11 protein-coding genes are annotated in these 15065 nt (G+C 62.1%); 7 read left to right on the top strand and 4 right to left on the bottom strand.

The window, feature by feature from the left end; translation table 11 throughout:
• The first annotated feature begins 272 nt into the window (after nucleotides 1-272).
• The gene (locus tag QQL28_RS23405; protein WP_284269034.1) at nucleotides 273-1403 is read left to right on the top strand and encodes a hypothetical protein; all 1131 of its coding nucleotides are present in this window, start codon (nucleotides 273-275) and stop codon (nucleotides 1401-1403) included.
• Nucleotides 1404-1670: 267 nt separating this feature from the next.
• Complete coding sequence (locus QQL28_RS23400) at nucleotides 1671-2678, top strand: tetratricopeptide repeat protein (protein ID WP_284269033.1); 1008 nt, start codon at nucleotides 1671-1673, stop codon at nucleotides 2676-2678.
• 130 nt (nucleotides 2679-2808) lie between these two features.
• On the opposite strand, the gene QQL28_RS23395 is transcribed toward QQL28_RS23400, so the two are convergent.
• Nucleotides 2809-4227, bottom strand: a complete 1419-nt coding sequence (locus QQL28_RS23395; RefSeq protein WP_284269032.1) for a M20 family metallopeptidase — start codon at nucleotides 4225-4227, stop codon at nucleotides 2809-2811.
• Entirely contained in the window at nucleotides 4224-5516 is a 1293-nt protein-coding gene (locus QQL28_RS23390) for an MFS transporter (RefSeq protein WP_284269031.1), read from the bottom strand. Before QQL28_RS23390 ends, QQL28_RS23395 begins: the two co-directional genes overlap by 4 nt.
• 194 nt (nucleotides 5517-5710) lie before the next feature.
• On the opposite strand from QQL28_RS23390, the gene QQL28_RS23385 reads away from it, so the two are divergent.
• From QQL28_RS23385 to QQL28_RS23365, 5 genes are all read left to right on the top strand, one after another.
• Complete coding sequence (locus tag QQL28_RS23385; RefSeq protein ID WP_284269030.1) at nucleotides 5711-6646, top strand: LysR family transcriptional regulator; 936 nt, start codon at nucleotides 5711-5713, stop codon at nucleotides 6644-6646.
• A gap of 519 nt (nucleotides 6647-7165) precedes the next feature.
• Nucleotides 7166-7891, top strand: a complete 726-nt coding sequence (locus QQL28_RS23380; RefSeq protein ID WP_284269028.1) for an ABC transporter permease — start codon at nucleotides 7166-7168, stop codon at nucleotides 7889-7891.
• A gap of 4 nt (nucleotides 7892-7895) precedes the next feature.
• On the top strand, nucleotides 7896-8942 hold the full coding sequence (locus tag QQL28_RS23375; RefSeq protein WP_284269026.1) for an ABC transporter ATP-binding protein: 1047 nt from the start codon (nucleotides 7896-7898) through the stop codon (nucleotides 8940-8942).
• Nucleotides 8943-9102: 160 nt separating this feature from the next.
• Complete coding sequence (locus tag QQL28_RS23370) at nucleotides 9103-10161, top strand: ABC transporter substrate-binding protein (protein WP_284269024.1); 1059 nt, start codon at nucleotides 9103-9105, stop codon at nucleotides 10159-10161.
• A 51-nt stretch (nucleotides 10162-10212) separates the two neighbouring features.
• On the top strand, nucleotides 10213-11079 hold the full coding sequence (locus QQL28_RS23365) for an ABC transporter permease (RefSeq protein WP_284269021.1): 867 nt from the start codon (nucleotides 10213-10215) through the stop codon (nucleotides 11077-11079).
• A 250-nt stretch (nucleotides 11080-11329) separates the two neighbouring features.
• On the opposite strand, the gene QQL28_RS23360 is transcribed toward QQL28_RS23365, so the two are convergent.
• Nucleotides 11330-12241, bottom strand: a complete 912-nt coding sequence (locus QQL28_RS23360; RefSeq protein ID WP_284269019.1) for an SWIM zinc finger family protein — start codon at nucleotides 12239-12241, stop codon at nucleotides 11330-11332.
• A complete protein-coding gene (locus QQL28_RS23355) occupies nucleotides 12238-15030 on the bottom strand; it encodes a DEAD/DEAH box helicase (RefSeq protein ID WP_284269017.1) in 2793 nt (930 codons plus the stop codon). The genes QQL28_RS23360 and QQL28_RS23355 overlap by 4 nt, the downstream gene beginning before the upstream one ends.
• Nucleotides 15031-15065 lie beyond the last annotated feature (35 nt).

Below are 15065 nucleotides of genomic sequence, written 5' to 3'. Positions count from 1 at the left end.
AACTACACGGTCTTCAGCAGCACGTCGCACCCATGGCGATGGCCAGCGAGCCTGATGCAGGTTCGAGTTGCGTCTTGCCGGGAAACAAGCTATTGGCGTGCGCACCAATTCCATTGCTGGAGGCGACGATGTTTGTACTTGCGCGCTTCCCGGGTTCGACACGCGATACTTGACGCGTAGCCCCGGGACCAGAATCCCGGGCGAGATTCCAAGCCCTCAATTTGATCGAACCTGCCTGCGGGCTTCGGCACCGCACGAGCGGAATTGTTGTCATGACTCTGAACTGGTTGCTGGCCTCCCGCCGGGAGGCCGTGCGTACCGACGTGTTCGAGCGTCGGCTGCGCAGATATCATCCTCGCTTCCGGGGTGCGGTGCATGCGCAGGCGATGCGGCACGCGCGCATCGCGGACCTCGCCGCGAGCTTTCCTGCGCTGCTGTTCGCGCTGGCCGTGCCGCGGCCGGCGTTCGACCCCGCGCGCGCGCTCGCATGCGTCATCGACGGGCGCAGCCTTGCGGAGGCGGCCGCGGCCGCCGATCTGCCGTTCTGGCTGCGCAAGCTGCCGCCGGAGGCTTTCGCAGGTCCGATCGCGAAATTGCCTGATGGCGAGCTGTTTCGCCGCCAGATCGCGAACCATTTTCCGCGCTCGCCAAAGCTCGCGCCGACCTGGCTCCGGGTCGTGACTGACGTCGCCTCCCTCGCGCATGAGCCGGCGGCGCTATGGATCGCGCGCGAGCTTGTCCGTGAGCCGCGGCGCGTAAACCCGGCACGACTGCGGCTCATCTCTTTGTGGGCTTGGTTTTCCGTGCAATCGGTGACGTTCGGACATGAGCTGATCAGGCGGCCCTGGACGCCCGACATGGGCATGGCCGCGGCCCTGACGGCCGCGGATGACTGGATCACGATGATTGCGTTGCACGTGAACCTTGGTCACGAGCCGATTGCCGACATGTGGCTCCGGGCTGGCCAGTTGGCAGGCTATGACTTCGTTCCCTTGGACTCAGTCTCAGCCATCATCGAGGAGGCGGACGCCATGCGGAACTGCCTCAGGACCTACGGCGCCAACCTGGCTCACAACCGCTCGCGGCTCTGGAGCATCCGTCAGAATGGCGAGCGCCTCGCCACGCTCAGGATCGGCTGCCAGCATCGTGATCCCTTGCCGAACATCATCGAGCTGGAAGGCGCCGGAAACACCAAGGCACCGCGCGAACTCTGGTGGGCCGCACGGCAGTGGCTCCAGACGCATGACCTGTTGCAGATCAACACGGGACAGCGTCGCTGGGGCACGACACCGCTCGACCGCGCCGCGTGGCTCTCGCTTTGGCGGCCCTATTGGCTCGCCAAGCGCCGCATCCCGGAATGGCTGCCGATCGCGCCGTCCCGCAAAGCGCTTCAGGCGCTGTGAATCAGTGGATGAGTGCTGCGGTAGATGCGGAACGGATGGGGACTGTGAGCAATTGGCGATCAAGTAAAACTTCAACCCTTGGCAAACCAAGGTCAGCGATTTCGCATTTCAGATTAGCGACCTTCGGTGGTGGCCCCGCCCGATCGAACTGCTCAGTGCGAAAGCTCCGGCGTTCGTTCATGAGTTGCAACATATGTCGGCGACACCTAAACTGGCATTGGTCACTCTCGGGGTGACCCATAGGTGTTGTTGCTTAAGGGGGCGAGAATGTTTGCAACTTCAACTCCACGCTTACGCCGCGGCTGCAAGGCAATCATTGCAGCCGCCTTTATCGTCCTCTCGGCAGCGGACGCCTCCGCAGTCGATCCGCAAGATCTAAGAAACTGTCAAGAAAGCGCCGACCTGCCGCGCATGATCGCAGCCTGCACCAACCTCTCGCAGGACGCTGGACTGCCCCTCGGCGCGCGATCCATGGCTTCGCTGAAGCGCGGTTTCGGAAACTTTGCCCTCGGTAACATCGATGCGGCCCAAGCCGACTTCTCCGAAGCAATCAGGCTCAATCCAAAGAACAACTACGCGCATCACGAACTAGGGCTTGCCCTTGCCCAAAAGGGCGACCTCACCGGTGCGATTGCATCGTTGACCGAAGCCATCAACCTCGATCCCGCCAGTGCCGCAAGCCGCTTCAGTCGCGGGCAGATTTACATGTCCCAGGACGGGCTGGACGAAGCGATCCAGGATTTCACCGAGGCGATCAAGCTTGGAGCCGACAAGAACACCGCCTTCGCGAAAGACCAGGCGGTAGAACGTCCGGAGGCCAATCGCATCACGACGGACTACTACGTCGCCCGGGCGGATGCGTACTATCTGAGAGGCAATTTCAGGGACGCTGCCTTGGACTACGACCAAGCGGCAGGATTTTCCGATCCGGAAGGCTACAGTCAGATTTGGGGATCGGTGGCTCGGACGCAGGGAGGATCTGCCGATGCCGGCATCGTGCTATCCGCTGCGCTCGACAAAGGCCGACTCAAGGACTGGCCAAAATCGATCGGAGAATTGCTTGTGGGCCGGATCACTCCTGCCGCAGCCTTGGCCGTAGCCAAAAATGCAGATCAAATCTGCGAGGCTCACTTTTACAGCGGGATAGTACAGCTCAAGACCAAAGACTCAGCCTCGGCCCAGAAGGAGTTTGCATCTGCGCGCGATGGATGCCCAAGGTCGTTTCGGGAGTATCGTGCCGCCGTTGCCGACTTGAAGCGATTACAATCGCACTAATCGCATGAACCGATAATCCGCGCCGGTCTAGCGCACTTTCGCCAACCAAAGAACGAGCATCGCACCCCGATCGACAACCGCGCTGGCGAAAGCCAGTGCGACGCCGCACGAGATCATGGCGAATAGCCGTCTATGCGCGCGCCATATCGAGCGGAGGAGCGATCTCGGGCGGAATCGGGCACTGGTAGGGATGACGCGAGGTGCGCGCGGCATGATTGGCCTTGGCCGCTGCCAGCAGCGCAGGATCTGCCAACACCTTGCACGCCGTTGCCGCCATGACCTTGGCGACGTGCACCATGCCCTTGTGCGCAGCTGGCATCTTGCCCTGTGCCACCAGTTGCCAGGAGTGGAACGGGGTGCCGATGGCCACGGTCGCGCCGGAGGCCTGCACGGTCGGCACCGCCCAACTGACGTCGCCCACATCGGTCGAACCCATCAACGGTTCGCGCGGTGCGTCCAGCGGCACGACCTGCTCGCACAGCGCCGCATCGCCACGCGGTTGGCCTACCGAGCGATAGACGAAGTCGAAATCCTGCTCCGACAGCGTGGCCTGGATCTTCCGGGCAAAGCCGCGATCGGCCTCGTCGAAGGGCGGCGGACCTAGCTGCTGGAACACATCGGCCATCGCACGTTCCAGCGGATCGTTGCCGAGCAGGTTCGACACCGCGCTGACGACTTGTACCGCAACCGAGGTCTCCGTCATCAGTGCCGCGCCTTGCGCGACCTTGCGGACCCGCTCCAGCAGTTCGCGCATGCCGATGAGATCGCGCGCCCGCACCGCGTAGCGCACCTTGGCCGTTGCCTGCACCACGTTGGGAGCGATGCCGCCGGAATCGAGCATGGCATAATGAATGCGCGCGTCGCTCGGCATGTGCTCGCGCATGTAGTTCACGCCGATATTCATCAGCTCGACGGCATCAAGCGCGCTGCGACCGAGATGCGGCGCGACCGCTGCATGGGCGGCCCGGCCCGTGAACGTGAAGTCGATGCGCGTATTGGCGAGCGATGCCGCCGGCATCACTTCGCAGAAGCTCGACGGGTGCCAGGAGATCGCGACGTCGACGTCGTCAAAGGCTCCGTCGCGCACCATGAAGGTCTTCGCCGCACCGCCTTCCTCGGCCGGGCAGCCATAGTACCTGACACGACCGGGCAGACCTTGGCGAGCGAGCCAGTCCCTCACCGCAACGGCCGCAAGCATGGCGCCGGCGCCGAGCAGGTTGTGGCCGCAGCCGTGACCGTTGCCGCCGAATTCGATCGGGCGCGGCTCGGCGATACCGGCCTGCTGGCTGAGGCCCGGCAGCGCGTCGTATTCGCCGAGGATCGCAATGACGGGACCGCCTTCGCCGGCCTCGCCGATCAGGGCGGTCGGAATTCCGGCGACGCCCCGCATGACCTTGAAGCCGTGCTGCTCTAGCTCGGTGGCGTGCTCGGCGGCGGAGCGCGTCTCGGTGTAGCAGATCTCGGGCATCGCCCAGATCCGGTCGCTGAGGGCGACGAAGGCCTGCTGCCGGTCGTCGACCAGTTGCCAGATGTCACGACTGTCGTTCATGCGCCCGTCTCCTCGCGGCCGGTTCGATAGTTGAGATTCAGGATGCCGATGAGCGAGGCGGCGCCAATTGCGATGACGTAGAACGCGGGAGCGAGCTTGCTGCCGGTCACCTCGATCAGCCACGTCACGATCAGCTGGCCGAAGCCGCCGCTCAGCATCACCCCGAGCGCGTAGACCGACGAGAAGCCGGTGACACGAACGTTCTTCGGGAAATTTTCGGTGAGTGCGATGAAGAAGCCGCTGCCGAGCCCTTGTATCGCACTCATCACGGCGATGATCAGCAGCAATCCCGCGGTGCTCGGCGCGGCCGTCAGCAGCAGGAATGCGGGATAGGTGAGAACGATGACCAGCACGCGCGACAGCACCAGGAAGGTCTTGCGGCCGAAGCGATCGGTCAGCACGCCGCCGATCGGCGAGAACAGCAGCATGCAGGCGCCGCCGACCATCGCCGCTGCCGAGGTGCTGGCCGGCGACAGGCCGAGCTCGCGCACGCCGTAGGTCGGCATATAGAGGTTGAGAATGACATAGGACGCGTTGGCGCCAAGCATTCCCAGCAGCGCCCACAGGACGCTCGACCAATGCAGCCGGACCACATCTCCCACGGGATTATGCGGCGCGGTGGCCCTCGCCGTTGCGGGCTCGAGTGTCTCTTCCACCGCGCGCCGGAGATAGAGTCCGACCGGCACAATTCCGATGCCGCACAGGAAGGGAATGCGCCAGCCCCAACTCGTCATGATCTCGGGTGACAGGCTGACGCTGAGAAGCCACACCACGCCGGCACCGAGCATGACCGCAAGTCCCTGGCTCGCGGATTGCCAGCTGGCGAAAAAGCCGCGTTCGTTGGCTGGCGCGGATTCGGCCAGCAGCGTCGTCGATGCGCCGGTCTCGCCACCGGCCGAGAACCCCTGGAGCAGCCGCCCCGCCAGCACGACGAACGGTGCCAGCAGCCCGGCCTGCTCGTACGTTGGTGTCAGACCGATCATGGCGGTCCCGAGCGCCATCAGGACCAGCGTCAGGTTGACCGCCGCCTTGCGGCCACGCCGGTCCCCATACGCGCCGATGACGAGACCGCCGATCGGCCGGGCGCAATAGCCGGTGCCGTAGATTCCAAGTGAGAGGAGGATTTGCGTCCCCGGCGCTTGCGTCGGGAACACCAGCTTGCCGATCGTCACGGCAAAAAACGTGAACAGGGTGAGATCAAAATATTCCAGCGCATTGCCGATCGACACGGCGGCGATCAGGCGGAATCTGGATGGGGTCTCGACGGACGCTGCGAGCGTCATCGACATGGTGCTCTCCGTGATCGCATGAGGGGACGTCGTGGCCCCGCGCCTTGTGGCCACGTGTCAGCTTAGTGACGAACAACACTCGGCCGGAATGGAAAAAGTGGCAAAGACGCATAACCGTATGGTAATGTCGTTGCATACCATGCTGAAAATATTAGGTTTTTTAATGATGTTTTCATAACCGATAAGTAGGTCCGATGGCGCCACGATGGGCAGAACGCATCAAACTTCGTCAGCTCCGCGTCATCCTGGCGGTCGATGAGCATGGCAGCATCACCCGCGCCGCCGAGCATATGTTCATCACCCAGGCCGCGGTCTCCAAGGCGATCGCCGAAGTCGAAACCCTGATCGGCACCGAGTTGTTCGAGCGGAAGGGGCGAAGCATCACGCCGACCGATGCGGGCCATCATGTGATCCGCACCGCGCGGCGCGTGGCGAGCGAACTGAAGCTGCTTGGCGAAGAGGTGGTCCTGATCTCCGAGGGTGGCGCGGGTCTGCTGATTATCGGCTTGCAGGCAATCTCGATTCTGCAGCTCGTCGCACGGGTGGTGGCGACCGTGAAGGCGCGCCATCCGCGGGTCACCATCCGTCTTGTCGAGGATACGCTGCCCAACCTGCTGCGTGAGCTGCGCGCCGGCAGGGTCAATCTGGTGTTCGGACGAATGATCCGCGGATTGCTCACGCCCGATCTCGACGGCGCGCAAATCCTGTCCGAGCCTTACGTCGTCGTCGCCAGCTGCGACCACCCGCTGCTGCGAGAGCCCAGGCCGGATTGGGAGGAAGCCTGCGCCCACGTCTGGTGCCTGCCGCTGCCAGGGACACCGATTCGCGAGCATTTCGCCGACTTGATGGCCGCGCTGCATGTCGCCGTGCCGGCGCGTGCCATCGAAACGGCTTCCGCCACGACGATTGCGACGTTGTTGCAGACCATGCCGCTGCTTGCTTTGGCACCCGCCAATCTCGCGGGGGAGTGGGTCCGCGGCGGCGTTTGCACGATCACACCGCTGCAATTGCCGGCTCGCCTCGAACCTATCGGGTTGATCTGGTCCGCCACGGCCCCAATGAGCTCGAGCGCGCGCATTTTCCGCTCGGAGACGCTGGCGATGTTGCACGCACCGCCGGTTGAAAGCTGAGGGCTTGAGCGCGCCGAGCGCCCTCCGATTCCGCTGATCTCGCTTGTCGGAGTTTCGAGTCGCGGGTCCGCTGCATCGCGAGACCCCTGTCCGGCCCTGCGGGCGCTTCATGTCGAGCGCCGCGTGGGGCGCTCCTCAAGAACTCTTGCTGGAAGCCGGCCAAAGCGATCCTGCCGTTGCAGGCAGTTGAATCCACCAAACTGGTCGCCTCATTTTTAGGCATGAACAATCCACCAGCATTTATCTCAATTTCATGTCGACAATAAAAATACAACGTGTACAATTTGGCCTGCAATTTTTGGCAACGGCTTTCGGCACCAACCTGCACGGGAACGCCCTTTCGGCGATCATGAATAGAGCGCACGTCCACAAGATCCGTTTCGGGGCGGCCGCATGAGCGCAGCGGGTGACGCGAATGCTCTCCCGATCGGCCGACGCCTGCGAAGGAACGCCGGGCGCTGGACGCTCAATGTCGGAGCCGCGGCCGCCTTCATCTTCATCCTGCTGCCGCTGATCTTCGTGACTTGGCTCTCGTTCTATCAACAGGAAATCCCGTCCTTCCCACCAACCGGATATTCGACCCGGTGGTATGCCGAAGCAGCCGCGAACAGCCGCTTCATCAAAGCCTTTGTCCTCAGCGTCCAGGTCGGCTTCATCGCCACCGCGATCGGCCTGCTGCTGGCGTTGCCGGCCTCGATCGCCTTGACCAGGTTTTCGTTCAAGGGGCGCGCGGTCATCAACAATCTGCTGCTGATGCCGCTGGTCATACCGGGCATCGTGCTCGGCATCGCGCTCTACGTCTTTCAGGTCGAAGCCGAGAACGCCACGGACCTGCCGATCATGGGATCGTTTGCCGGGCTCGTCTTCGGCCACACCCTGCTGGTCATTCCGTGGGCGCTCCGTCTCATCTGCGCGAGTCTCGTCGGGTTCGATCGAACCCTGGAAGAGGCGGCGCAGAATCTCGGCGCCACGGCGATCACGGCTTTTCGCAAGGTGACGATACCGGCCATCCTACCCGGCGTGGTGGCTGGTGGGATGTTCGGCTTCGTCAGCTCTATCGGCAACCTCGAGCTCAGCCTGTTTCTCGTCGTGCCGGGGCAGACAACCTTGCCCATCGCAATCCTGCAGAATCTCGAGTGGAAGATCGACCCGACGATCGCCGCCATTTCCGTCCTGCAGATACTCATCATCGTCGGTGCGATGCTGGTGACCGACCGTTTCGTTCGTATTAGCCGGGTGGTCTGAACATATGACGGGTGTGCAGCTCGAGTCTGTTTGCAAGTTCTACGGCGATTTCCGAGCCACCGAGGACGTCAACCTCACTATCGCCAATGGCGAGTTTCTGGTGCTCCTCGGACCATCAGGCTGCGGCAAGACGACGACACTGCGGATGGTGGCAGGCTTCGTCGAGCCGACGCGCGGCTCGATTCGGATCGGGAACGTTGACGTCACCCATCTGCCGCCGTGGAAGCGCAGTACGGGATTGGTTTTCCAGAGCTATGCTCTTTTCCCGCATTTGACGGTGCACCAGAACGTCGCCTTCGGGCTCGAGATGCGCAAGGTGCCGAAGTCTGAAATCAGCGAGAAAGTCATGACGGCGCTGCAGATGGTCCGGTTGGATCATCTGGGGGAGCGCTACCCGCGGCAGCTCTCCGGAGGACAGCAACAGCGCGTGGCATTGGCGCGCGCGCTTGCGTTCCGGCCGGACGTGCTGTTGCTCGATGAGCCTCTCTCAAACCTCGACGCCAAATTGCGTCACGAGGTTCGTGTCGAGATTCGCAATCTGCAGCAGCGGTTGGGAATCACGACCGTCATGGTCACGCACGACCAGGAAGAGGCGCTGACAATGGCAGACCGGCTCGTCGTGATGAACGAAGGGCGGATACAGCAGGTCGGCAGCCAGCGCGATCTCTATGATCGACCGCAGAGCCAGTTTGTCGCATCATTTGTCGGACGCAGCAGCTTCCTGAACGGACGCGCCGGCGGCGCTCGGTTCGTCACGGCCGGCGGGTTGCCGGTCGTGATCGATAGTCGGCTGGAGGGTGAAGCGGTGATCGCGCTGCGGCCCGAGCGCATAACTCTTGCCAACGCGCCGCTTGCCGACACGCCGAACAACCTGCCGGGCGAGGTCGAGTTCGTGTCCTACATGGGCAACCTCATTGACGTGCATGTTCGCTTGAACCAGCACGACCATGTGATCGCTCAGATCGTCAATCGCGACGACACGAACGTTCCCGCCGTCAAGGACCGCGTATTCGTCTCTTGGGCTCCGAGCTCATCGGTATTCGCAAAATGAGATGCCTTGGAGCTGCTCTTGGAGATGATCTTGGAGATGGTCCTCTCGCGTGGCTGGCGGACCGACCGGAAGAAGGGAGGATCGGCCACCGGCCATGCTCCCGGCGTCGCGGGCACATCGCAGTCCGCGGATACAGGTTCATGACAGGGGGAGTAGAACGATGACGAAACGGAATTTCTCGATTGGACGTCGCGGCTTCATGACCGGCCTCGCCGGCGCCGTCGGCGCGTCGCTGATCGGCCCTGGCGGTCAAGCTCTGGGCCAGAGCGGCGGCCGTCTCGTGGTCGGCACCTGGGGCGGTGACTACGCGCGTCTGCTCGACAAGCACATTGACAAGCCGTTCCTGGTACCGGCCGGGTACGAAGTCATTCAAGATCTGAGTGGCGACCCCGAACGCCGCGCCAAGATGCTGGCAGAGAAGCGCCTGCGCCGAGGCTCCAGCGATATTCAGGCGCTGGCGGATACGACCATGTATCAGGTTTTCGATCAGGGGCTAACGCACGAAATCGACTACAGCCGCATTCCCAATGCGAAGAACCTGCTCGCCAACATGCGGCCGAACTTCGGCGTCTACGGAATCTATTCCGGCATGGTCGTCCTCTTCAACCCCGACCGGCTTCCCACAGCTCCAACGAGCTATGCAGAGATTTTGGACCCCAAGTTCGGCTCGAACATCGGCGTCATCGACATCCAGTATCGACACAACATCGCGACGGCCGCACTGATCGCCGGCGGATCGGTGACGAAGATCGAAGAAGGCAAGCGGCTGCTCATGGAGTTGCGGCGTGCCGGTCTGCGCATTTATCCGACCAATGAAGCCTATGCACAGGGACTGCAGACCGGCGAAATCATCGGTGGCATCATGTGGAAAGCGCGCGCCCTTCAGTGGCAGGCGGCCGGCATCAAGGTGCGCGCCGTTACGCCCAAGGAAGGATTCATTCCCTACATCTCCGGCTTTGTCATTCCGAAGAACGCGCCGAACCTGGATGGCGCCTACGCGTATCTGAACGCCGTCCTCGAGCCGAAGGTGCAACTCGGCTTCGCAGTCGATCTGGGATACGACGGCACCGTGAGCAATGCGGGCATCCCGGCAGATCTCCAGGCAAGAATCGGATTTTCGGCTGAGGAGGTCGCCAAGATGAACGCGCTCGACTTCAAGTTCTTCTTCGAGCACGAGGCGGAGATAAAGAGCTGGTGGGATCAGACCTTCAAGGCCTGATCGTCCTGTCCTCGTTTCTGCAACCTTGCCTGGATCTGAAGAGGAGAGGCAATGAGTGCTGACGCCCCCCAGCGATCGGCGGCCTTGACCGCCACCACCCTTCTCGGGCCGGCGACGTTCGTCGCCGCTCTCGGCGTAATTGGCCCAATGCTGTACCTGCTGCGTTACAGCTTCAACCAATACGACCCGCGCGAGTTGATGATCGAGACGTTCACGCTGAAGAACTACCAGGCGTTCTTCACGAACTCGTATTTTCTGGACGCTTATCTGACGACTCTCCGGGTCGGCCTGTTCGCAACCGCGGTCTGCCTGGTCTTCGGTTTCCCGCTGGCCTATGTGTTGGCGCGCTCGACCTCGCGTTACAAGAACCTGATGATCATCGCCGTCGTCGTGCCGCTGTTCGTCGGCAATGCGGTGCGGGCCGCGGGGTGGATGAGCTTTCTCGGAAGTCGCGGGTTGCTCAGCGTCACGCTGATGAATCTCGGCATCACCAGCGGACCGACGGATTTCATGTATTCCGAGGGAACGGTGATCCTCGGCATCATCGCCGTCAACCTGCCCTACATGGTGCTTTCCTTGCAGAGCGTGCTCGAGGGCATCAACCGCAACCTCGAGGAGGCGGCTTACAGCATGGGCGCCCGCCCCCTGACGATGTTCCGCCGGATCCTGTTGCCGCTTGCGCTGCCAGGCGTTGCCGCGGGAGCGATTCTAACCTTCATCCTTGCGATGAATGCCTACGCGACGCCGGTCCTGCTTGGCGGCCCGAGCTTTAGAATGATGGCGCCGCTGGTCTATGGCCAGTTCCAGCTCAACAACTGGCCGGCGGCGGCCGCGATCGCATTCATCCTGATGCTAACGACCCTGTTGCTGACCATGGTTGTAAGCGCGATCACCAGGCAGAAATTTCGTGTGACCTGATCGATGAAGTTGCAGCACGCCCGCTGAGGTGCCGGTGTTGCAGGGCGAGCGGGCCGATCACCTTCTCGCGGTAGAGCACCGCATTGCGGACACGAGAGGACGGCTGGCGCGCCACTCAGGATAAAACCACGAACTCTTATGTGATTGAAATTACAATGCGACCGCCTTATGGGCGGCAGCAAAGAGACGATATTCGCCAGAATATGCAGGCCATTCTCGCCACGCTGGCAGGCGCACGTTGAGCCGAATGCTAAGATCCGCTTCGTGCGCCTCCTTTCGCGGTGCTGGCAGAGGTTGCCTTGCGCCCGGACTTTTTCCGAACTGCAGCAGAGGGTTTACTTTCCTTCGCCGCCGATGCGTTAGTCGCGACAGGCGCCGTGTTCCCTCTTGATGTCCGCGATCCCCGGTACCGCTTTGGCGCGAGGGAAGCGTGGGCATCGAAGGCCGCAGATTCGGACATCTCCAGCCCGAACAGCGCAGCGACATCGCTGTCACCGAGCAGCTTGGCGGTGCTGGGCACTGCTTTGGATCGCACGAGGTCTTGTCCGGCACCGGCGAGCAGCTCATTCTCGTCCGCGCCACGCAGAACGAAAAGAAGTTCAGGGTTTTCGTCGAGTCTGGCGCCAACGCCATAGAGAGCCGCCGCAACGTGCTTGCACATGTCTGCCCCGTCCGGACAGCTACAGGATAGCTTGATCTCTTCGGGCGATGGAAACAAGCCGTCGCCCTCCCGGCAGACCCGGTCCATGATCCCCTTGGCCAGACGGCCCTGCAGCAATTCAACCAGGGAGTCGATCGCGCCCGCGCAGTCCCGACAGATGGCCTTCCAGCACGCCGCCTTGACCGGCGCAATCGCGATCTTGATCTTGTAGAGCGAAGAGCCCGCAACCATCGCCGCGACCTCCCCCCTTGCAATCTTCAGGTCGAGAACGGAACCGTTGCGGACATAAGTTCGGCCACGCGGCACCCGGCTCGCATAGTCGCCATAGCGTTCGAGGTTGGTGCACCAAGACTTGCCCCAGAAGGTCTTTGCAATCGTGCGGCCCTCAATTGTCACGGGAGCAATCGATTGCCCTCGTTTCCGAAGCTTGGCCAACTCACGTTCGGCCAGACGCCGCCTTTCGGCCACTGGTACGTAAGGTGGCCAATCGAAATCGCTCATCCGCGCGCTTCCGTTGTCGCTGCGTTCAGATCGAGGGCCACGAGTTTCAGCACCTCCTCATCCTTCATCTCGGTCAACACCACGTCGGATGCGGAGCCGAGCAAATCCCCGGCCAGCTGCTTCTTCGATTCGATCAACTTATCGATCTTGTCCTCCACGGTGCCCCGGCAAATGAATTTATGCACAAGGACCTTCTTGGTCTGCCCGATTCGGAAAGCTCTGTCCGTTGCCTGATTTTCGACGGCCGGGTTCCACCACCTGTCGAAATGAACGACATGCGAGGCGGCGGTGAGATTGAGCCCTGCGCCGCCCGCCTTGAGAGAGAGCACGAAGAACGGGACATTTTCGTCGTCCTGAAACTGGCGCACAAGCTCCTTGCGCTTCTTGACCTCGGTTTCGCCATGCAGGACGAGACCGGCCTGCCCGAACACGGAGCCCAGGAACGCCGCCAGTGGAGCTGTCGTCTCCTTGAACTGGGTGAAGATCAGCGCTTTCTCCTGCCGGGCGGCCACTACCTCCGCGATGTCACGCAGCCGCTCGAATTTACCGCTGTCCTGCTCAGTCCATGCCCCATCGCCGAGCCATTGCGACGGATGATTGCAGATCTGTTTCAGCCGCATCAGAAAGGCGAGCACCAGGCCTTTTCGCTGCATCCCGTCAACGTCCTCAAGCCGCCGCGCCAGCTCTTCCACCGCTTGCTGGTAGAGCGCCGCCTGCCTGCGGCTCAGGGAACAAAAGGCATTCACCTCGGTCTTGTCGGGCAAATCGGCAATGACACTCTTGTCAGTTTTCAGACGTCGCAGGATATAGGGTCGCACCAGATCGCGGAGCGGTCCGTAGGAGTTATGCGGCCGATCGGCGAGGCCTTTGACAAAGGACGAAAACTGCTTCGACGATCCCAACAGTCCGGGATTGATGAAGTCGAAGATCGACCAGAGGTCGCCGAGGTGATTCTCGATGGGGGTGCCGGTCAGCGCAATGCGCGTATCGGCCTGGAGCTGCTTGACCATCTTGGTCTGCTTGGCGGCGGGATTCTTGATAGCCTGCGCCTCGTCAAGCACAACCAATCGCCACGGCATGGTCGTCAGCCAAGGCGAGCGCGCCAGAAACCCGTAGCTGGTGATCACCAAGTCTGTATCAGCCAGAATATCTGCATCTGGATTGCCCGCATCGTTCGCGCTCAACTGCTCGTCCGGTGCAGCCGATGGGTGGGACACGCGCGCCTTGAAGTCCGGTGCAAATCGGGCAATTTCCGAAACCCAATTGGCGAGCAGCGAAGCCGGGGCCACCAGAAGACATGGCCGTCGCCTGTCTTTGGTCTCACTCTTCAGAACAAGCAGAAGCGATAGGACCTGGATAGTCTTGCCGAGCCCCATGTCGTCAGCAAGGCAGGCGCCAAGCCTGAGCTGAGTGAGCAAGTAGAGCCATTGCACGCCCGCCAGCTGATACGACCGCAATGAGCCTTGAAGGGATCTACCTGGATCGATCCGAGCAAGCCCATCGGGGCGGCGTAAGGCCGCCAATGTCTCCGCCAGCCAGGGACCCGCCACGGTCTGACTCCAGTCGATATCCGCTTGTCCACCGGAATCCTTCTCGGCGATGTTGGCGCCGGCCAGCATGCGCATTGCCTCGCCGAACGACAGGCCGTCGCTAGCGGCACGCCGTTCGGCCGCTTCGAATTCATCGAGAGTCCGGCGCAGACGCTCGTGGTCAACCTCGACCCATTTGCCGCGTACCAAGACAAGCCCGTCGGACTGCGCGAGCAGCCGCTTGATTTCGGCCGCCGAAAGCTTTTCACCGTCGAGCGTCACTTCCATCCGGAAGTCGAGCAACGCATCCATCCCCATCTGAGATGGCGCTCGTCCCCCGATCGTCGCCTTGACTTGCGCACGCGCGGGGCGGTTCAGACGCCAACTCGCCGGCGTTCGCACCGCGACTCCGGCGCTTTCGAGCATCGGCACGTCTTTCAAGAATTGCAGCGCCTGCTGAGGGCTCCAGCGCAGCGGATGAAAGATCTCGCCCGCGTCGACCATAACCTTCAGCCAAGCGCAATGCTCGGCGGCGCGCTGGATGGGCAGCAATAGCGACAACAAGCGCTCGCGATTTCTCGCACCGGCATATTCCTGCAAGGCCGTGCCGAGAGGCACGTGCTGGGCCTTGGCTTGGGCCGAAAGCCGTGTCGTGTAGGTTACCAAGAACGCAAACGGGGCAACTTCGTCCTTCCTGTTCTCGGCGAGATTGAAATGGACGCGCCCAATCAGGTTCCAGGCAGGATGTCGCCCCTTGAGGAACTCCTGCACGGAGAGCCCGGCGTCAGCCAGTTCGGCATCAAAAGCTGCGTCCATGTCTCGCCAAAGATCGGCTAGGACATCCGTCGTCAGGTATTCGCTGCCCGTCATGGGCGGAACGGCCGCCGCCATGTGGTCCAGTTCGCCATATGCCGGAACCGCAATCGGCGGCTTGGTAGACCGATCTCCGATACCGGGAACCGCGCATAATGCGGTTACGTAGCGAGATCCGAACTCTCGCCAATACGACAACACCGGAGGCAGAGTCACCTCGACTTCATCGGCGCCCAGGCGCAACAGCCCATGTCCAGGCCCCCGCAGGAAGGCTTCTGCCAGCCGAGGATGCTGTTCGGACTCCAGCCCAGGCGAGGACTCCGTCTCCCTGAGAATCAGCAAACCACGCGGGGTGAGAACAGGCGCCAGCATCATGATCGGAGCGTGCTTACGATTCGCATTGGATGGAAGCGCGGACTGCCTGTCGACGGGGCTGATTGGGATCACGAATCATATCCAGGATCTGGATCCCCAGGCTGCAG

It is taken from the genome of Bradyrhizobium iriomotense (genome assembly GCF_030160715.1).
Classification (GTDB): Bacteria; Pseudomonadota; Alphaproteobacteria; order Rhizobiales; family Xanthobacteraceae; genus Bradyrhizobium; species Bradyrhizobium iriomotense.
The sequence above is the reverse complement of the archived record's forward strand: the minus strand, read 5'-3'. Positions and strand labels throughout refer to the sequence as shown.